General features: G+C 70.2%; 14 protein-coding genes. 5 read left to right on the top strand and 9 right to left on the bottom strand.

What is annotated here, in order from left to right; translation table 11 throughout:
- Positions 1-97 precede the first annotated feature (97 nt).
- Positions 98-1264, bottom strand: a complete 1167-nt coding sequence (locus tag ACGFN2_RS30035) for a citrate synthase (RefSeq protein ID WP_393365680.1) — start codon at positions 1262-1264, stop codon at positions 98-100.
- 113 nt (positions 1265-1377) lie between these two features.
- Between ACGFN2_RS30035 and ACGFN2_RS30030 the strand changes: the two genes are divergently transcribed.
- From ACGFN2_RS30030 to ACGFN2_RS30015, 4 genes are all read left to right on the top strand, one after another.
- On the top strand, positions 1378-2625 hold the full coding sequence (locus tag ACGFN2_RS30030) for a citrate/2-methylcitrate synthase (protein WP_393365678.1): 1248 nt from the start codon (positions 1378-1380) through the stop codon (positions 2623-2625).
- A 192-nt stretch (positions 2626-2817) separates the two neighbouring features.
- Positions 2818-3816, top strand: coding sequence for a sucrase ferredoxin (locus tag ACGFN2_RS30025; RefSeq protein WP_393365676.1), 999 nt, complete (start codon positions 2818-2820; stop codon positions 3814-3816).
- Between the two features lie 976 nt (positions 3817-4792).
- Positions 4793-6454 (top strand): ATP-binding protein, encoded by a 1662-nt coding sequence (locus tag ACGFN2_RS30020; RefSeq protein WP_393365708.1) that lies wholly within the window; start codon positions 4793-4795, stop codon positions 6452-6454.
- Positions 6451-7125, top strand: coding sequence for a response regulator (locus tag ACGFN2_RS30015; RefSeq protein WP_393365674.1), 675 nt, complete (start codon positions 6451-6453; stop codon positions 7123-7125). Before ACGFN2_RS30020 ends, ACGFN2_RS30015 begins: the two co-directional genes overlap by 4 nt.
- Before the next feature lie 124 nt (positions 7126-7249).
- Here the strand turns inward: ACGFN2_RS30015 and ACGFN2_RS30010 are convergent, their stop codons facing one another.
- From ACGFN2_RS30010 to ACGFN2_RS30000, 3 genes are all read right to left on the bottom strand, one after another.
- Positions 7250-8854, bottom strand: a complete 1605-nt coding sequence (locus ACGFN2_RS30010; RefSeq protein WP_393365672.1) for a cation acetate symporter — start codon at positions 8852-8854, stop codon at positions 7250-7252.
- Positions 8851-9348 (bottom strand): DUF485 domain-containing protein, encoded by a 498-nt coding sequence (locus ACGFN2_RS30005; RefSeq protein ID WP_393365670.1) that lies wholly within the window; start codon positions 9346-9348, stop codon positions 8851-8853. Before ACGFN2_RS30005 ends, ACGFN2_RS30010 begins: the two co-directional genes overlap by 4 nt.
- A gap of 531 nt (positions 9349-9879) precedes the next feature.
- Entirely contained in the window at positions 9880-12000 is a 2121-nt protein-coding gene (locus tag ACGFN2_RS30000) for a DNA topoisomerase IV subunit B (RefSeq protein WP_362605249.1), read from the bottom strand.
- Positions 12001-12442: 442 nt separating this feature from the next.
- Between ACGFN2_RS30000 and ACGFN2_RS29995 the strand changes: the two genes are divergently transcribed.
- The gene (locus tag ACGFN2_RS29995) at positions 12443-12673 is read left to right on the top strand and encodes a hypothetical protein (protein WP_003981845.1); all 231 of its coding nucleotides are present in this window, start codon (positions 12443-12445) and stop codon (positions 12671-12673) included.
- Positions 12674-12796: 123 nt separating this feature from the next.
- On the opposite strand, the gene ACGFN2_RS29990 is transcribed toward ACGFN2_RS29995, so the two are convergent.
- The 5 genes from ACGFN2_RS29990 to ACGFN2_RS29970 all read right to left on the bottom strand — a co-directional run bounded on the left by ACGFN2_RS29990 (position 12797) and on the right by ACGFN2_RS29970 (position 20342).
- A complete protein-coding gene (locus ACGFN2_RS29990) occupies positions 12797-13606 on the bottom strand; it encodes a serine protease (protein ID WP_393365667.1) in 810 nt (269 codons plus the stop codon).
- A gap of 135 nt (positions 13607-13741) precedes the next feature.
- Positions 13742-15301 (bottom strand): RNA polymerase sigma factor, encoded by a 1560-nt coding sequence (locus ACGFN2_RS29985; RefSeq protein WP_362605253.1) that lies wholly within the window; start codon positions 15299-15301, stop codon positions 13742-13744.
- 397 nt (positions 15302-15698) lie between these two features.
- Positions 15699-16700 (bottom strand): FadR/GntR family transcriptional regulator, encoded by a 1002-nt coding sequence (locus tag ACGFN2_RS29980; RefSeq protein WP_362605255.1) that lies wholly within the window; start codon positions 16698-16700, stop codon positions 15699-15701.
- A gap of 825 nt (positions 16701-17525) precedes the next feature.
- Entirely contained in the window at positions 17526-18290 is a 765-nt protein-coding gene (locus ACGFN2_RS29975) for an NUDIX hydrolase (RefSeq protein WP_362605257.1), read from the bottom strand.
- Positions 18291-18338: 48 nt separating this feature from the next.
- Entirely contained in the window at positions 18339-20342 is a 2004-nt protein-coding gene (locus ACGFN2_RS29970) for a glycogen debranching N-terminal domain-containing protein (protein ID WP_393365664.1), read from the bottom strand.
- Positions 20343-20496 lie beyond the last annotated feature (154 nt).

Raw genomic sequence — 20496 nt, 5'->3', positions numbered from 1 at the left:
TGGCGGGCCGCACGGACCGGCGGCGGACGAGCTGTCGATCGTAACGGACCGCCGCCGCCCGGGCCCGGCCCGGCACCCGCCCCTGGCGCCTCCTGGGCTAGCGGGGCGCGACGACGGGCAGCGGCTGCGGCGGGGGCGGTCCGACGTACCGGGCCGCGGGGCGGATGATCTTCGAATCCTGGGCCTGCTCCAGGATGTTGGCGCTCCAGCCGACGACCCGGGCCGCGCAGAAGGTGGGCGTGAACATCTCGCGCGGCAGTCCACACAGCTCCATGACGACACCCGCGTAGAGCTCCACGTTGATGTGCAGCTCACGACCGGGCTTGAGCTCGGCCAGCAGCTCTTCGACCCTCGCCTCCACCTGGACGGCGAACTCCACCAGCGGGCCCCCGAACCGCTCGGCGATACCGCGCAGCATCCGGGAGCGCGGGTCCTCGGTGCGGTAGACGGAGTGCCCGAACCCCATGATCCGGTCGCCGCGCCGCACGCGGTCGCGAATCCAGGGGTCGATGCGGTCAGGGCTGCCGATGGCGTCGAGCATGTCCAGGGCGCGGCTGGGCGCACCGCCGTGCAGCGGGCCGGAGAGCGCGCCGACGGCACCGACCAGGCAGGCCGCGAGGTCGGCACCGGTGGAGGTGATGACGCGTGCGGTGAACGTCGAGGCGTTGAAGCCGTGGTCGATGGTGGAGATCAGATACGCCTCGATGGCCCGGACCCGCTCCGGCTCCGGCTCGTCACCGGTCAGCATGAAGAGGTAGTTGGCCGCGTGGCCGAGGTCCGCACGCGGCTCGACGGGCTCCAGGCCCTGGCCGAGCCGGTACAGCGCGGTGATCAGGGTGGGTACGGCAGCGCAGGCGACGAGCGCGTCGGCACGGCGGCGGCCGGCGTCGAGGTCGTACAGCGGCCGGAATCCCGCCGTCGCACCGAGCAGTGACAGCGCGGTGCGCAGCCCGGCGAGCGGGCCGGAGAGCGCACCGGCACGGGCGAGGGCGGGCAGCGCCTCACGCACCTCCGCGGGCAGTGTGCGCAGGGCCGCGGTCTCGGCCTTGAACGCCGCCAGCTGGGCGGCATCGGGCAGCTCCCCGTGGAACATCAGGTACCAGACGTCCTCGAAGGTGCGGGCCGTGGCCAGCTCGACGGCGGAGTACTGGCGGTAGTGGTAAAAGCCCTCGGCGCCCCGGACGTCGCCCAGCTGGGTCTCGGTGACGATGACGCCCGCAAGCCCCCGCGGAGCGTCGATAGGTGCCTTCACCTTGGCGGTCATGGCTGGTCTCCTTGCTCTTTCTCACTCGAATATTGATCCGACTGTCCATGCTTGACTCAATACTTGTCAATGTTGATTGAATCAATATGGATAAGCCTGGATACGGTGACCTCATGGCGGATCGAGAAGCAGCGCAGGAAGCGGACGGGCAGCGACTGAGCACCCGGGAGACGGCCGACCGGCTCGGCGTGAAGCCGGAGACCGTGTACGCCTACGTCAGCCGCGGCCAGCTGACCAGCCGCCGCGAGCCGGGGGGTCGCGGCAGCACCTTCGACGCGAAGGAGGTCGACGCGCTCGCCCGCCGTGCCGGACGCCGCGAGCCTTCCTCCTCCGGTAGCGAGTTGGCGGTCCGTACGGGCATCACACTGATCGACCGCAACCACTGCTACTTCCGCGGCGTCGACACCTCGGAACTCGCCGCCCACTACAGCTACGAGGAGGTCGCCGAGTGGCTGTGGACCGGTGAACTGCGGCCCGGCATCCGCTTCACGGCACCACAGGACGCGCTGTCCGCCGCCCGACGAGCCATGCAGGCCCTGCCGCCCCACAGCGGACCGATGGACCGGCTACGGGTCGCCGTGATCGCCGCCGCGGCCGCCGACCCCCTGCGCTTCGACCTGTCCGAGAACACCGTCATCGACACGGCACGCACCCTCATCCCGACCCTTGTCGACGCCCTGCCGTCGCACGCCCCCGAGCCAGGCGCCGGCGACTCACTCGCAACACGCCTCTGGTCACGGCTCACGGCAGAACCAGCCGACGCCGCGGCACTCCGTGTGCTGGACGCCGCCCTGGTCCTCCTCATCGACCACGACCTCGCCGCCTCGACCCTCGCGGTCCGGGTCGCCGCCTCCGCCCGCGCCCATCCGTACGCGATCGTTTCGGCCGGCTTCGGTGCACTCGATGGCGTGATGCACGGCGCGGCGAGCGGGCTCGCGCATCGGATGCTGCGGGAGGTACTGGACCGGGACAGTGCGGCCGCCGTTGTCGCCGACCACCTGCGGGCAGGCCGCCAGGTACCAGGCCTCGGTCACCGCGTCTACACGGGCGAGGACCCACGCGCCCACACCCTCTTCCAGCTCCTGGAGGACGTACCGCAGGCCCGCCCTGCGCTGCAGGCCGCCCGTCAAGTGATCACCACGACAGCGCGGCACGCCGACCTGCACGCCAACGTCGACCTGGCCTTGGCCGTACTGACCGTCTCGACAGGCATGCCGGCCGAGGCGGGCGAGACCGTCTTCGCCGTCTCCCGCACGGCCGGCTGGATCGCCCACGCCCTGGAGGAATACGCGGAACGCCCTCTCCGTATGCGTCCCAGCGGCCAGTACCACGGCCCCCGCCCGCCACAGCCGCTGCCGTGACCGCCGGCCGGCGGGTGCACGGACGACACGGCGGCAACCCCGACACCACCCCACATCGGCATGGCGCCATCGCATCTCCGGGCCTCCGACGGGAGTGGCGCCAGCCGATGCCCAGGCGCTCGCCTCCCGTCATCGCCCTCTTGAGGCACACCCGAAAACCCGCTCCGGACGAATGAGGTTAGGCTCACCTATGTGACTACCTGCGCCACTGCTTCCCGTGAATCGGCCGAATCTCTCGCCGGAACCGCGGCGCCTGCCCGGACCTGGCTGCTCATCGAGCAGACAGGCCCCTGGGGAGCCCATGCACTGACGAACAGTCACCTTGACCCTGACGTCGGCCGGGCCCTCGAAGCCGCAGCAGAGGGAACGGGCGTGCGCGTCGCCCTGATCCGCAGGCCGGGACGCCACGCCGACTGCCACGGCACCTCCAGGCGACGCCTGTTCCTCGCGCACACCGCCCCGGGCCGCTCCTGGATTCGCACGGCGAGCGTCAGCGACCCGCGGGCAGCCCTCGACCTGGACTTCACGGCCCTCGGCGCGGGAGAGCATCACGGCCTCTGGGAGCCGTACATCGGTGAGCCGCTGGTCCTGGTGTGCACCAACGGCAAGCGGGACCGATGCTGCGCCCTGCTCGGCCGCCCGCTCGCTGCCGAACTCGCCACTGGTGGAACCGAGGTCTGGGAGGTCACCCACATCGGTGGTCACCGCTTCTCCCCCACCCTTTTCGTCCTCCCCTACGGCTACGCCTACGGACGCGCCTCCGCCCCTCTGGTCAAGGAGGCTGTGGAGGCGGCGCGCGACGGCCGGATCGCGGGCGACCACTGCCGTGGGCGCTCGGCCTGGGACCGGCCGGGCCAGGCCGCTGACCTTGCGGTCCGCCGACTGATCGGAGAGGACCGGGCGGACGCACTCGACGTCGTACGGACCGACGCGATGTGGCCCGACCCCAAGCCGGCCGACGGCTGGACGACCGGCAGCACGGCGGCTGCGGGGCTCTCCCCTGCCTGGGCCGTTACCGTCGCGCACTCGGACGGGCGCTCCTGGCGGGTCACCGTCGAACAGCGGGCCGACGGTGCTGCGGCGCCCGCTAGCTGTGGTGCGCCGCTCGGTCCACCGGCGCGTATGGCGGTTGTCTCCGTCTCCGCGGCGAACGACATGCTTCACGGGGCGCTCTCGGCCGCCACTAGGTGACCTCGCGGGCTTCCCCCGGCGGTCGCCGCGCTCGTCGTCAGCCTCCGGTTCCGCTGCACGCGACCGGTCCGGGCCCGCGCGCTTGCCGGCTCGATGGCTGCTCTGGAGCCGGTGGCTGTGCCTCTCCTCGGCCCCTCGGGCTGACGCATCGGTGCCGTCCGGCGGAACGGGACCGTCCCATGACCAGGTGAGGCGGCAAGCGAAACGCACTGTCCAGCTGCGGCGACTTCGTACAGCCCCGATTCGGCGGCCGAACCCCATCCCACCCGGCTCCTTCCACCACCGCCGCCACGCCCCGCAGCCATCCCCCGTTGACCTCATTGACCGCTCCTTCCCACGCTCGCACCGCATGCCTCGCCCTGCCCCGGGCGGCTTCCCACCGCCCGGCGCAGGGCCTATCCGGTTTCACATGCGAGGTTAGGCATGCACACTCCGCACCCAAAAGGCCTGTGGATAACCCTCCCAACACTTCCCCGTCGCCTGCTGACCAGCACCTGACCTGCACCTTCGCTACGACGAGCGCTCTCCGGCCGATAGGCAGGTCGAGAACGGCGCGGCGGGACCGGCAACCCGGCACAGGGGGTCGCAACAGCAGCAAGGGCCCGGATTCGGCCCAGGTCATCAGGCCCGGGGCCGGCGGAGTCACGTCCGAGTCGCCGCCCGGACACCCTCCGAATTCCTTCCATCAGGGATTACCGTGCGGCCACGACCGCGCTTACTGTTCGTTCGTATGGGCGAAAAGGAAGCGTCGGTTCCACGCCCGAGCGGCCCAGAGCCCTCGGGCTCGGCACCGTTTCCCGCCGACACCCCGACCCCCGGCGCCACTACCGGCCAGCCGGGCAGCCTCTCGCACACGGCCGGCCGTCGCCCCGCCTTCGAGTCCACGGTCGCGGCAGGCAATGAGCCCGCGACCGGAAGGCTGCGCCGCGCGCGGCCACGGCTGGGCTGGCCACGGCGCGTGTTTGCCCAGGTCCTGATGGTGCAGTTGGCCATCGCCACCGGCGTCACGGCGCTGGCGACCGGCCTGTTCCTCGCTCCGCTCAGTACCCAGCTGGACGACCAGGCGATGCGCCGCGCTCTCGCCATCGCGCAGACCACCGCGGCGGAGTCGCACCTCGACGACGCCCTGGAGTCGTCCCGCCCGACACGTCACGGGCCTGTGCAGAACGAGGCGGAGAGAATTCGCGCCGCCACCGGGGCCGAGTACGTCGTGATCATGGACAAGCGGGGTGTGCGCTGGTCCCACACCGACCCTGATGAGATCGGGCGGCACGTGTCGACCGACCCGAGCGCCGCGCTCTCCGGCCAGGACGTCATGCAGATCGACGAGGGAACCCTCGGCCGGTCCGCGCGCGGCAAGGTCCCGCTCCGTGACGAGGCCGGCAAGATCGTGGGCGCGGTCTCCGTCGGCATCGCGTACGAGAGCGTGCAGCAACGGCTGCTCTCCACCGTTCCCCAGCTGCTCGCCTACGCAGGCGGGGCACTCGCCGTGGGCGCACTGGCCGCCTATCTCGTTTCCCGCCGTCTCCAGCGCCGCACCCACGACCTGGCCTTCTCCGACATCTCCGCGCTGGTCGCGGAGCGGGAGGCGATGCTGCACGGCATCCGCGAGGGGTTCCTCGCGCTCGACAGACACGGCCGTATCCGGCTCATGAACGACGAGGCCCAGCGCCTCCTGGACCTCCGCACCGAGGACACCGGACGCCCCCTGGAAGAAGTCCTCCCACCCGGCCGCACCACCGATGTTCTGGCCGGTCATGCCTCAGGGCCAGACCTGCTGGCCGTCAGTGGCCAGCGGGTCCTGGTGGCGAACCGCATGCCGACCGATGACGGTGGTGCCGTGGTCACCCTGCGCGACCGCACCGAACTGGAGCGGCTGGGCCGCGAACTGGACGGCACCCGCGGCCTCATCGATGCCCTCCGCGCCCAGGACCACGAGCACGCCAACCGGCTGCACACGCTGCTCGGTCTGCTGGAACTCGGGCTGTACGAGGAAGCCGTGGAGTTCGTGACGCAGGCGGTGGGCGTCCATCGCGCGACCGCCGAGCAAGTCACCGAGCGCATCCACGATCCCCTGCTCGCCGCCCTTCTGGTGGGCAAGGCCACCGTCGCCACCGAGCGCGGCGTGTCCTTGAGCATCTCCCCCGACACACACGTGCCCGACCGTCTCGTCGATCCGGCCAGCCTGGTCACCATCCTCGGCAACCTCGTCGACAACGCCCTGGATGCGACATCGGGTGAACGCGACGCCCAACTGGAGGCGGAGATCCGCGCTGAAGGCCGGACTGCCGTCGTGCGTGTCAGCGACAACGGACCAGGCGTGCCCGAAGAACGCCGCGCGGAAATCTTCACCGAAGGGTGGACGACCAAGGAGCCGCCCGCCCATGGGCAGCGCGGTATCGGCCTGGCACTCGTGTGCCAGCTCGCCGAGCGCTACGGAGGCAGCGCCGAGGTCAGCGAGCGCCCCGGTGGCGGTGCGGTATTCACCGTCACGGTGCCCGACGCACTGTCCGACGAGCTTCCCGAGCCCCGTGGGGCAGACCCACAGAACAGCATCACGGACGACACCCGCACCACCACCGCACGTGCCGCAGCGGGCACTCGCCGTCCCCAAGGTGCCACGGAGGCCGGCCGATGATCGATGTACTGGTCGTGGACGACGATGTGCACGTCGCAAAGATCAATGCGGCCTACGTCGCCAAAATCGAGGGATTCCGCGTCAGCTGCCTGGCACACACCGCCGGCGAGGCCCTGACCGTCCTTGAGAGGCACCCCGTCGACCTGATCCTCCTGGACCACTACCTGCCCGACAGAACAGGGCTCCAACTGGTCGGCGAGCTTCGACGCCGCGGTCTGCTCACCGACGTGATCATGGTAACCGCGGCTCGCGACATCGCCACCGTACAGGCGGCGATGCGCCACGGAGCTCTGCAGTACCTGGTCAAGCCCTTCACCTTCGCGGGCCTGCGCTCCAAGTTGGAGAGCTACGCAGCGTTGCACCGCACGTTTGCGGGCGGCGGGCAGGCGGAGCAGTCCGAAGTGGACCGGATCTTCGGGACGTTGGGAGCCGCCAACGCCGGGCCAGCAGAGTTGCCGAAGGGACACTCCACCGCCACTGCCGACCGTGTCCGCTCGGTACTGCGCTCCGCGGATGCCCCACTGTCCGCACAGGACGTCGCCCTGCAGGCGGGGCTGAGTCGGCAGACCGCCCAGCGCTACCTCAAGCTCCTGGAACGCGCCGGGCGGGTGCGCCTCACGCTCAGATACGGCGAGACCGGCCGCCCCGAGCACCGCTACGAGTGGGTCTGAGCCCTCAGCAGGGACGCACGGAGGCAGGCGGCGTGCGTACGGCCAACACCACCGCCACACCGCACTTGCATGCCGGCCACCGCCCTCAGATCACCCACGTGAACACCCCTGCGGGTAAACAGACCTAAGCCGCCCCCGCCCCCGTGAGCGCCCGTACCTCCGTTTCCGCGTGCCGTGCCTTGTCGGCGGTCTCCGGGGAGAGCACGGTTCCCAGCCAGCCCATCAAGAAGCCCAGCGGGATCGACACAACACCGGGGTTGTCGAGCGGAAAGACGGCGAAGTCCAGTCCGGGGAAGAGTGACTCCGGACTGCCGGAGACCACCGGTGACAGGACGACCAGGGTGATCGCAGGGATCAGACCGCCGTAGACGGACCACACCGCGCCCCGGGTGGTGAAGCGGCGCCAGAAGAGGGTGTACAGCAGGACCGGCAGGTTGGCCGACGCGGCGACGGCGAACGCCAGCCCCACCAGGAAGGCCACGTTCAAGTCCTGGGCCAGCAGGGCGAGGCCGATGGCGACCGCGCCGACGGCCACCGCCGCGATACGTGCCACGGCGACCTCGGCGCGCTGAGCGTCCTGCGTCGTACCTCGCGGGCGTCGTAGTGAGGCATACAGGTCATGCGCCACGGAGGCCGACGATGCGAGCGTGATGCCGGCGACCACGGCCAGGATGGTGGCGAACGCGACAGCGGCCACCACGGCGAACAGCACCGCCCCTCCAGTCGAACCGGCGCCGCCTCCCAGATCGAGGGCGAGCAGCGGCACAGCGGTGTTGCCTGCCGTATTGGACGCCCGGACGGCATCGCTGCCGAGTACTGCGGCAGCACCGAACCCGAGCACGATGGTCATCAGGTAGAAGCCGCCGATCAGACCGATGGACCAGACGACGGAGCGGCGGGCGGCACGCGCCGTGGGGACGGTGTAGAAGCGGGAGAGGATGTGCGGCAGCCCCGCCGTGCCCAGGACGAGCGCGATGCCGAGGCTGATGAAGTCGAGCCGTGAGGTCCAGTCGCCGCCGTATTTGAGGCCCGGCGCGAGGAAGTCTCGGCCGTGCCCGCTGCGTTCAGCAGCGGTGCTCAGCAGTTGGTTGATGTCACCGTGGAAGCGGACCAGTACCAGGACGGTCAAGGCGACGGCGCCGCCCAGAAGGAGTACGGCTTTGACGACCTGAATCCAGGTCGTGGCCCGCATACCGCCGAAGGCGACATAGACCACCATCAGGGCGCCGACCCCGATCACCATCCAGGTACGGGCCTGCTGGCCCGCGCCCCCCACGAGCAGGGCGACCAGGCTGCCGGCACCGACCATCTGCGCCACCAGGTAGAGCACTGACACGGTGACGGAGGCCGTGCCGGCCGCGATGCGGACGGGGCGTTCCCGCATCCGGGCGGCGACGACATCGGCGAGGGTGAACCTGCCGCAGTTGCGGACCAGTTCGGCGACGAGGAACAGGACGATGAGCCAGGCGACGAGGAAGCCGACCGAGTACAGCAGGCCGTCGTATCCGAAGAGCGCGATCAGCCCGGAGATGCCGAGGAAGGAGGCGGCGGACATGTAGTCCCCCGCGATGGCGAAACCGTTCTCCATGGGGGAGAAGAGCCTTCCGCCCGCGTAGAACTCCTCGGTGGAGCCGCCTCTGCGGCGGCTCACCCATGTGGTGATCGCCAGGGTGACGGCGATGAACACGCTGAACAGGAGCAGCGCAAGGGTCTGGTGGTCACCGGTCACCGGATGTTCCCTCCGGTCAGTTCCTGGGTTTCCCAGCGGATGTCGAGCGCCGCGCTGTCCCTGCGCAGCCGGGCATGGCGCGCGTACGCCCAGGTGAGCAGGAACGTGGTGACGAACTGGCCGAGCCCGGCGAGCATCGCGATGTTCAGGGCGCCCGCGACGCGATGGGCCATGAGGTCCGGCGCGGCGATCGCAGCGATCACATAGGCGAGGTACCAGCCCAGGAAGACGACCGTGCCGGGCAGGACGAACCGTCGGTACCGTCGGCGCACTTCCTGGAAGGCCGCGCTTCGCTGCACCGCCAGATACACCTCGCCGTGCGGCACGGACCGCTGTCCCGGTGCCGACGGGGGCGGCTGTGTCCCGCCTCGCCCGCCCGTTGCCTCCACCGTGTCGGCCAGTTCGCCCCACCCGGAGGCGAGGGCGTCGTACCAGGGGTCGTCGAGCCGCAGGGCCCCTGGTTCTCCGGCCGCACGGCCGTCCTGCTTGTCCACCGAACTCTCCTTGATGCACGGGTCTGTTGTCCGTGCGGCCCAAGGGTGGACAGAAAGGAAGATCCTGGACTCTTCATTGCGAATCCTTCACCCCATCAGGTGATGGGACTGTCCGGGCGACTGTGCGAGACCCTGACGGTGGGCGCAGCGAAGGGCCGAAGCCTGGTCCGTGGCCCTGCCTAGGCGAAGAGTTCAAGCCGCACGCCCACCTGCGCTCTGAGCATGCTTGCGCACGTCCGTCAGCGCCTCCCGCCGCGCCCTTCCGGGCCACGAGACCCTCTTGAGCCCGGCACGGCACGGAGCCTCGCCCGCCACATGCAGCTCAGCACCGCCCTCAGCGGCGGCCAGGCGACACAGAAGCTCGGGCCGTGAATCCCATGCCCACTCGCCACGCAAAGCCGCTCACGGGCGCCTTGCGGCCCTTCTCGACCCACCCCACGCCACACCGCGGCGATCACACCCAGGCAGAGACGCCGATGGGCGCCTCCCCACCCCAGCGGTGGAGAGGCGCCCATCGGAATCAGTCGCCCCTTAGGTGTCGATGCGCGACCGGTCCAGGGTCGACGCGGAGTTGGTGATGAACTCCTTACGGGGAGCGACCTCGTTGCCCATGAGGAGGTCGAAGGCCTTCTCCGCCGCTTCGAGATCGCTGATGTTGATGCGACGCAGGGTGCGGTGGCGCGGGTCCATGGTCGTCTCGGCGAGCTGGTCGGCGTCCATCTCACCCAGGCCCTTGTAGCGCTGGATGCTGTCCTTGTAGCGGACCTTCTTGCGCTGGAGTTCCAGCAGGGTCTGGCGCAGCTCGTTGTCCGAGTACGTGTAGATGTACTTGTCCTGGCCCTTCTTGGGGTTGATCAGCTCGACGCGGTGCAGCGGCGGGACCGCGGAGAACACCCGGCCCTGTTCGACCATCGGGCGCATGTAGCGCTGGAAGAGGGTCAGCAGCAGGCAGCGGATGTGGGCACCGTCGACATCCGCGTCGGCCAGGAAGATGACCTTGCCGTAGCGGGCGGTGTCGATGTCGAAGGTACGGCCCGACCCGGCTCCTATGACCTGGATGATGGCGCCACACTCGGCGTTCTTGAGCATGTCCGAGACCGAGGACTTCTGGACGTTCAGGATCTTGCCGCGGATCGGCAGCAGGGCCTGGAACTCCGAGTTCCGCGCCAGCTTGGCGGTACCCAGCGCCGAGTCTCCCTCGACGATGAACAGCTCACTGCGGTCGACATCGTCGCTGCGGCAGTCCGCGAGCTTGGCCGGCAGCGAGGAGGACTCGAGCGCCGTCTTCCGCCGCTGGGCCTCCTTGTGCTGACGGGCGGCGATGCGCGTCCGGGCAGCCGCGACGACCTTCTCCAGGACGGAGCGGGCCTGCTGCTTGTCGTCCCGCTTCGTGGAGGTCAGGAACGCCTTGAGCTCCCGGCTCACCACCTGGGCGACGATCCGCGAGGCGGCGGAGGTACCGAGCACCTCCTTGGTCTGCCCCTCGAACTGCGGCTCCGCGAGCCGTACGGTCACGACGGCCGTGAGCCCCTCCACGGCGTCGTCCTTGACGACGTCGTCCTCGGCGACCCTCAGCAGCTTGCTCGACCGCAGCACCTCGTTGACGGTCTTGGTGACCGACCGCTCGAAGCCGGAGACGTGGGTGCCGCCCTTGGGCGTCGCGATGATGTTGACGAATGACTTGATCGTCGCGTCGTAACCGGTGCCCCAGCGCAGCGCGACATCGACGCCCAGTTCCCGGGTGACCTCGGTCGGTGTCATGTGGCCCCGGTCGTCGAGGACCGGCACCGTCTCCTTGAAGGTGCCCTGGCCGCTCAGCCTCAGGACGTCGCAGACGGCCTTGTCCTGCGCGAGGTACTCGCAGAATTCGCTGATGCCGCCGTCGTAGCGGAACGTCTCTTCCGTCTTCCCGGCGCCGTCGATACCCCGCTCGTCACGGACCACGAGGGTCAGGCCCGGCACGAGGAAGGCCGTCTGGCGGGCCCGGGCGTACAGCGTCTCCAGGGAGAGGCGGGCGTCCTTGAGGAAGATCTGCCGGTCGGCCCAGTAGCGCACCCGGGTGCCGGTCTTCGTCTTGGTGATCCGCTTGCCCTTGAGCAGGCCGTTGCCCGGGTCGAACGGGGCGTCGGGGCCCGATTCGGTGAAGATGCCGGGGACGCCGCGGCGGAAGCTGATCGAGTGCGTCTTGCTGTTGCGGTCGACCTCGACGTCCAGCCGGGCGGACAGGGCGTTGACGACCGAGGCCCCGACGCCATGCAGGCCGCCGGAGGCCGCGTACGAGCCGCCGCCGAACTTTCCGCCGGCGTGCAGCTTGGTCATCACGACCTCGACGCCGCTGAGGCCCGTCTTGGGCTCGACGTCGACGGGGATGCCCCGGCCGTTGTCCTTGACCTCCACCGACCCGTCGTCGTGGAGGATCACCTCGATGTGGTCGCAGTAACCACCCAGGGCCTCGTCGACGGAGTTGTCGATGATCTCCCAGAGGCAGTGCATCAGCCCCCGGCTGTCGGTCGAGCCGATATACATGCCGGGGCGCTTACGGACGGCTTCAAGCCCCTCGAGGACGAGCAGATGCCGCGCGGTGTAGTTGGATCCGTCCCGGTCTGCCCCGGTCAGCACTGCGGTGGACGGCACGGACATCTCGGCGGTCACGCGGTTCGCTCCTCGCTGAATTTCTGGCAGCCCGCATTCCGCGGACTCTGTTGTGGCGGTGTCGCCGGTCAGAGGGTACCGAGGCCTGGTAGAGCCGATGTGACGCCACCCGTAAGCATGACCATGGTAGTAGAATTTCGCTCGTACGTTCGATACCTCGTTGGGGTGACGTCCGAGTGACGTGCACATCACGTTCCCTTCGAGGCATGAACCATTTAGGCTCCGGGCACGTCCTCATCAACAACCGGCAAGCCAGCCGGGGGGACAGACCAACAACCAACGTGAATCAGACCACCACGCAATACGGCTCATTCGCCGCCACCCGGCAGCACCCGGCCCCCTCGAAGAATTTTTTCGAGGAAAAGGCACGAGCGGGAACGATTTCGGCCTGGTTGGATGTTGACCCTGGTACGACAGCTCGTCGAGCTAGAGAAGAGGCGACGTGACTACTGTTCTGACACCCGCGAGCCCGCTGACGGCCGCTGACCGCTGCGACCGCTGCGGCGCCCAGGCATACCTGCGCGTCGTCCTGATGTCCGGCGGAGAACTGCTCTTCTGCGCCCACCACGGTCGCAAGTTCGAGCCAGAACTCAAGAAGATCGCCGCGGAAATACAGGACGAGACGGAGCGGCTGACCGCTTCTCCGGCGTCCGCGTCCGATGAGGAACGCTGACACTTCGCATCCACGACGAGCGAGCAGCGGCCCAGCGCCGTACTGCGGGCGGTCTCCCCGACACCACCGGGGAGACCGCCCGCACTCGTACGCTCAGCCATGCCTGACAGCTCCCCGCGCCACTCAGCCGGCCCCGTGTGCGGACACGGCCGGGAGCAGCGCCGTGGCGCGCGTATAGACCCCCGGACTGCCCGCCTGACCGCAGCCGGTCCCCCACGACACCAGGCCCACCAGCCGCCCCTGCACGACCAGCGGCCCGCCGCTGTCACCCTGGCAGGCGTCCCGGCCGCCGGACGGCTCCCCTGCGCACAGCATCGACTGCGCCCTGTACTTGCCCTCGGCACTTCCCGGATAGGCCCGCGCACAGACCGCGTCCCGCAGCACGTTCACATGTGCCGCCCGCAGGTGTGACGCATAGCTGCCGCCGCCCGTGGTGTCGCCCCACCCGTAGACCGTGGCCGCATTGCCCGGCCGGTAGGCGCTGTCCTGCCGCCCCGCTATCGGGATGGGCCGGTTCGGGAGCGGCTTGTCGAGCGTGAGGACAGCCATGTCGCCGTCGTTCGTCCAGCTGTTGTAGCGCGGGTTGACCCAGATCCTCGCGGGCTTGAGTTCCTGCCCGCCACCGCCGGCGAGGTTGTCACGTCCGACGACGACCCGCAGGTCCCTCACCTGCCGCCAGGGGACGCCCAGCACCTCCTTGCTCAGGCAATGCGCCGCCGTCACCACCGTCGAGTGCCCTACGAGCACGCCGCCGCAGAACTGTCCGGAGCGCTGGGCCCCGAACCGCTCGTGAGAGGCCAGCGCCACCGCCCAGGGGCTGTGGGACAGCGGAGCGGGCTTGCCCCCGATCACCGACTCGTCCGCGGCCGCCGTGGCCGGCAGGGCGAGGGCCAGCGCGAGGGCTCCGAGGGCAACGTGGGCGATCGGACGCATTCGGACTCCTGACGATGAGGCAGTGCGCGCATACCCAGAGTGACCCAATCGGCTGCCCCGCGCACCCGGACGGGCGCGAGCCCGGCCTCTCCGAGGGGAGAGACCGGGCTCGCGATGCCGTCCGGACGGGTGGGACTAGTCGAGGTAGTCGCGCAGCACCTGGGAGCGCGACGGGTGACGCAGCTTCGACATCGTCTTCGACTCGATCTGCCGAATCCGCTCACGCGTGACGCCGTAGACCTTGCCGATCTCGTCCAGCGTCTTGGGCTGGCCGTCGGTGAGGCCGAAGCGCATGGACACGACGCCGGCCTCACGCTCGGAGAGGGTGTCCAGCACCGAGTGCAGCTGCTCCTGCAGCAGCGTGAAGCTGACCGCGTCGGCCGGGACGACCGCCTCGGAGTCCTCGATGAGGTCACCGAACTCGCTGTCGCCGTCCTCGCCCAGCGGGGTGTGCAGCGAGATCGGCTCACGGCCGTACTTCTGGACCTCGATGACCTTCTCGGGGGTCATGTCGAGTTCCTTGGCCAGCTCCTCCGGGGTGGGCTCACGGCCCAGGTCCTGGAGCATCTGGCGCTGGACGCGCGCGAGCTTGTTGATGACCTCGACCATGTGGACGGGGATACGGATCGTACGGGCTTGGTCGGCCATGGCGCGGGTGATCGCCTGGCGAATCCACCACGTCGCGTAGGTCGAGAACTTGTAGCCCTTGGTGTAGTCGAACTTCTCGACCGCACGGATCAGACCGAGGTTGCCCTCCTGGATCAGGTCCAGGAAGAGCATGCCGCGGCCCGTGTACCGCTTGGCCAGGGAGACGACCAGACGGAGGTTGGCCTCCAGGAGGTGGTTCTTCGCCCGGCGGCCGTCCTCGGCGATGATCTCCAGCTCGCGCTTGAGCTTCGGCGCGAGCTTGTCGGAGTTCGCGAGCTTGTCCTCGGCGAACAGGCCCGCCTCGATGCGCTTGGCAAGCTCGACCTCCTGCTCGGCGTTGAGGAGGGGGACCTTGCCGATCTGCTTGAGGTAGTCCTTGACCGGGTCGGCGGTGGCGCCGGCCGCGGCGACCTGCTGCGCGGGGGCGTCGTCCTCGTCGTCGTCGGACAGGACGAAGCCGGCGTTCTCCGTGCCCTCGGCGGCCTCGGGGGCATCGCCCTTGCCGGGCACCGGGGTCTCCTCGGTCACGTCCTCGTCGAGCAGCTCGTCGACGTCCTTCTTGGACGCGGTCTTCTTCGCGGTGGCCTTCTTGGCCGTGGTCTTCTTCGCGACCGTCTTCTTGGCGGTCGCCTTCTTCGCCGCTGCCTTCTTCGCAGGCGCGGACTCGGACTCACCGGCCGACGGGTCCGCCATGGGGGCGGGGGCCGCGGCTGCGGTGGTCTTCTTGACCGTGGCGGCCTTTGCCGCGACGGTCTTGGTGGCGGTGCGCTTCGCCGGACTCTTCGCTGCGACGCTCTTGCGGGTGCGCTTGGGCGCCTCTGCGGCACTGACCATCAGCGTCACACCCTCCTCGTCGAGGATCTGGTTGAGGCTGCGCAGAACGTTCTTCCACTGGGTTGGCGGAATCTGGTCAGCCTCGAAGGCCCGACGCACGTCATCGCCGGCGATCTGCCCATCTGCCTTTCCCCGCTCGATGAGCGCCATCACAGACTCGGACTCGGCGATCTCCGGCGGGAGCGTACGGGATGTGCTGGCCGACACGAACAACCTCTCGGAACGATGGAAACGGCTTCCGACCCCGTCCTGTGTGGATCGGAGCCGACGACCGCCGGTGGGGATGGACCGACGGCGCAGGGGCAACCGGGGAGTTGAACAGCGTCACGAACGCCGCTCGTATTCCCTCCTCGGCTATCACCTCTTAAGTCATCGCGCTTCCCTGAAGAGCGTTACGCCCAATCTGCGTGGCCCGAGTCACACCCCATAACGACCCATTCCCAGTCATATGACATGCAACCCTCCCAAGACCTGTCGCCGGATTCGGTCGACGCCCCGAATCCGGCGATCCCGTGCGCCGTCGCCGCGTACGGCGTGCCCTGCCCGGAGGGGTGTGCAGGGCACGGAGGCCGCGCGGCGCCTACAGTCCGTACGCGGTCGAGTACGGCCTTCAGTGCTCGCGGGGCGCGGGGACGACGTGGTCCGCGGGCGTCCCGGACCCCTGGCCGACGACCTCGCCATGGGCGGCGAGGAGCTGCCGCATCGCGGACTCGGCTGCCGTGGCGTCGCCGGAACCGATCGCGTCGACGACCCGCATGTGCTGGCCCACAGACGTCTCGACCGGTCGCTCGCAGCCGCCGGCGGAGCCGCCCGAGACGTGCAGGGCGGCGGAGACGATGCCCGAGAGGTGCTCGAGCATGCGGTTGCCGGCGAGCTGCAGCAGCAGCGAGTGGAACTCGGCGTCGGCGCGGCAGAAGGTCATGGTGTCGCCCTGGGCCGCGGAGTGGCCCATGATCTCGACCATGTCCGCCAGCCGCTGCTGGATGTCCTCACGGCCGTGGCCCGCGGCGAGCCGGGCGGCGAGGGGCTCGATCGTCCAGCGCAGCTCGCACAGCTCTCGGCGCTGGTCGTCACGCTGTGGCCCGTAGGCCCGCCATTCGATGATGTCGGGGTCGAGGAGGTTCCAGTCGCTGACCGGGCGCACCCGGGTGCCCACGTTCGGGCGGGCGCTGACGAGGCCCTTGGCCTCGAGCACGCGCAGCGACTCGCGGACGACGGTGCGGGAGACCTCGAAGCGCTGGCCGATCTCCTCGGGGACGAGCGGGCGGTCGGCGCCGAGATCGCCGGAGACGATCATCTGGCCGAGCTGCTGGACGAGTTGGCCGTGCAGGCCGCGGCCGCGACTGCCGGCCGCGCGACGGCCGACCCGGCCGATGTCCGACTCGGAGCCGTCCCAGACCTGCGAAACCCGCTCGGCACGGTCCTGGCCGGCTGCGTTGTTGGCGTTCGCGGCGTTGGCCGCGTTGGCGTAGGGGTAGCGGTCGAGCTCGCCCGGGCCTGCGAGGCCGGTGTCGCCGGGGCGAGCCGCGGTCATCATGGTGTGCGCAAGGGTACTCACGCATCTTTTGTCGGCGACACCCTGAACACCCTTGAGGTCTTTGGTGAAAAGCACACGAAAGGGTGATCGCCCCCCATCCCTGAATTGACGCTTTATCGGAAAGAAATGCGCTCTCCCAGGCGAGTTGCGGACAGCGGCCACTACAACAGGGCGCCAAAACGTATGCATTACTCGATCAGCAGCTGAAGCGGGAAGGCCCCGTGGGTGCATCACCGCAGGTCAGGCCGGTCGGCGACAACACCCCTGCGCCGTTTGCGTGTTGGGGTGCGATCCACATCACGAACAGATGCTTCCTGGTCGATTCCGAACGGGCTCTTGACGCGACCACTGAACGGCAGGGCGACTTCGACCGAGGTCTCGTGAAAAGCACCGCAAACAATGTCATTACAGGGGAACGAAATACGCGAATGCGCCGCGCTCGCACCTGCGCGTAACCGGTGGATGGCGCGGCCAACTGGCACCGCGAAAAGGTCACTCGACAGCGACGATGAGCCACGGCACCCAAGGCTCCGCCGGGGCCGGGAGCGGAGAGGCGGGAGGCAGGGGCGAGCGAGCCGATGCGCAACGGCCATCGGCCGCGGCCCCCTTCGCGCCGGTCGCTAGTGGAGTGGCGCCCCGATCGGGCGGTACCTCGCGGTCGAGAACGCCGTCGGTGGGCGCACCCGAGCCGCGGGGATCACCGGACAGTCAGGCGGTACGAGGCGTCGCCCCCCTGGCGGGGCGTGAGGCCGGTCGGGAGCTGCAGGGGACACGAAAGGACTCACCCAGCCAAGGTACCGCAATATGTCCTATTTTCTCGCAATTGCCCAACCTTGATAGCCCATCGTGTCACCGCGGGTGAACTTCAGCCCCACGGTGTCTGGGCTGCGCCCGGCAGCCTCAGACCTCCGGGCGCAGCATCGGCGGGTTGAGCAGCGTCGCTCCGCCGGCTCTGAACAGCTGTGCGGGGCGGCCACCCTGACGTGTCGTCGTACCCCCGGTGGGAACCAGGAAGCCGGGAGTCCCGGTCACCTTGCGGTGGAAGTTGCGGGGGTCGAGCGCGACGCCCCAGACCGCCTCGTACACCCTGCGCAGCTCGCCGACGGTGAACTCCGGCGGGCAGAAGGCCGTGGCGAGCGAGGAGTACTCGATCTTCGAACGGGCCCGTTCCACGCCGTCGCCGAGGATGCGGGCGTGGTCGAAGGCGAGCGGGGCCGCCAGCTCGCCCTCCCGGGCGAGGGTGTCGTCCTGTTCCAGGAGGGACTCGACCGGTGCCCATCGTGCGCTGTGGGCGTCGCCGCCGGCCCGGGGAGCAGGCAGGTCGGGGGCGAGCACCAGGTGCGCGACGCTGACGACCCGCATCCGGGGGTCCCGCTTGGGGTCGCCGTACGTGGCGAGCTGCTCGAGATGCGCGCCGGGGACGGGCGACGAGTCCTCCGGGGACTGGGCGTGCAGGCCGGTCTCCTCGGCGAGTTCCCGGGCGGCCGCGCCTTCGAGGTCCTCGTCGGCCCGGACGAACCCACCGGGCAGGGCCCAGCGGCCCTGGAACGGCGGCTCACCGCGGCGTACGGCCAGCGCGCACAGGGCGTGGCGGCGCACGGTGAGCACGACCAGGTCGACGGTGACAGCGAAGGGCGGGAAGGCCGACGGGTCGTAGGGAGGCATGGGCGTGATCATAGTCGTCCGCCTGACGATAAACAGGCCCGAAGCACCTCACCGCCCCAGCTGCAGGCCGTCAGCGGCCGTCTCCACCACCCCCATGCCGAGTCTGCTGACCCGTACGGCGAACGGCTCCTCCGCGACGCTCAGTCCGGTGAACTGCAGGGCGCCGAGCGGAGCCGTACCGGGCGGCTGCACGGACACCGTGCCGGCGGGGACATCGGGGCGTAGGCCGGCGAGCGCGACGAGTATGTACACCGCGCCGGCTGCCGCCACGGCAGCGGGGCGGCAGGCCGCCGGGTGCGGCACGGGGGCGCCGTCGCCGGTGCGCTGCTCCCCCGCGTACATCTCGGGGAGGCGGTATCCGAAGCTCTCCGCCGCGTCGAGAACCCCTCTGGTCAGGGCGTCGGCTGTCCGCTCGTGGCCGGCCGCGGCCAGACCGGCGGCGGCAATCGCCGTTTCGTGGACGCGGACCGCGCCGCTGCGGTGGCCGAAGGGGCTGTAGCCGCTCTCCTTGGCACCCAGCCCGCGCAGCCCCCATCCGGAGTCCATGGCCGGGTTGCCCAGCAGGCGGGCTAGTTGTCCGATCTGGGCCGCGTCCAGCAGACCGGGAGCGAGGACGCCGCCGCCGAGCAGGCCGGTGTCGAGGAGCGCCGCGGTGGTGGAGGCGAGGTGCGGGACGGGGCGGCCATCGGCGGTGAGCAGTGCGGCGGGGCGGCCGCCCGCACCGTCCTCCAGCCAGAAGTCCCTCCGGAATCGGGTGCGCAGGTCGTCGGCCCGGTCCCGTAGCTCCGCCGCTCCGGGGGCTCCGAAGGCGTCGAGGAGATCGGCGCCCAGGAGGGCGGCACGATGGGCGTGGGCCTGGGTCTCGCAGCGGTACGGTCCACCGGGCGCGGGGTCGGGGACGTAGCCCCCGGGACCGCCGCCTGGCGGCTCGGTGACGCGTCTCAGCCATCGCAGACAGCGCTCGGCTGCGGGGAGCAGCCGCTCCGTCTCCCGTTCGGGCAGCCCCCAGCGGCGGGCCTCTGCGAGTACGGCCGGGAAGAGGAGAGTGGCCTCGACGCCGGTGCAGCTCGGTGGGGCATGGGGTCCGGCATCTCTGAGAGGGCCTGGGATTCGGCCGAAATCCGGTCCTGGTGCGGCTTGTTGCGTACGGGCGAGCGCACGCAGTGTGCCCGCGGCGAGCCGGGTGCCCAGGGGAAGCAGCATCCGGGCGGCCCACAGCGCCTCGACCGGTGCGAGGCCGCAGCGCCAGGGGAAGCCACCGGCGACATACAGGTCCGCGGGGGCCGCCGGGTCGCGCATCACCAGGCCGTGGAGATCGTCGAGACTGCCCGCCATGAGCGTCTCGGCCCGGTGGTCGTCGCATTCCAGGCGGGCCGCGCTCCAGGGACGCGGTGGCCGGTCGCCCCGTGGCCGCGGGACGGCCGGCCCGGTGCGCGGGCCGGGGATGCGGGCAGTAGCGGGGCCCCGGTGGTTGTCCGGGGCGCCGCTCGGTCCGGACTTGTCGTGTTCCAGTCCGGCACGCAGTTCGATGGTGTGGCGGGCACCGGGCGGCAGGTGCAGATCCCAGCGCAGCAGGCCCGCCGAGGCCAGCATGTCCGCGGGGCGGGGCGTCGCCGTCACCACCGCGTGCACACCGGGCCCGGACCAGCAGAGTCTGGAGCCGTGAACCACGGCCCGCAGGGCGGGGCCCGGGAGGCCGGCGGCGACGGAGCCGAGTTCCGCGAGGTCCGTGCCCAGCCGGATCTCGACCGGAAGCCGGACGGGCCGGGCGGCACTGCTGTGGAACGTGATCCGCTCGGTGCCGTCGGCGGACCGCAGCCGCTCCACGTGGAGCTCCGGGTCCGGCCCGCGCTCACCGGTCGCACGGATCGTCCCGACGAACCGGGCTCGGGCCGTTCCGGTCAATCGCCCCTGGACGGCGAGTGGTTCCTCGCCCGCGACCAGCAGCTCACAGCGGGAGAGGACCCGTCGGCCGTCGCGGTAGAAGCCGTCCATGCCCTGGCCGGTCAGCTGCCCCGACGCCGGGGAGACGGCGAGGGCGGGGAGGGCCACACAGACGAGTGAGGAGTGGACGGGTTGCGGTCGCGGCGCCCGGGGTAGTGCCGGGCACCGCGCTCCGGGCAACCGACGGGCAGGTTGGGCAGTGGGGACGATGCCTGGCACGCGCTGTGCTCCCTGGTGAGGTCGGGGCTCCGGACGGATTACG

Source organism: Streptomyces sp. NPDC048612 (assembly GCF_043199295.1).
Classification (GTDB): Bacteria; Actinomycetota; Actinomycetes; order Streptomycetales; family Streptomycetaceae; genus Streptomyces.
This window is presented reverse-complemented; position numbering and strand designations above follow the sequence as displayed.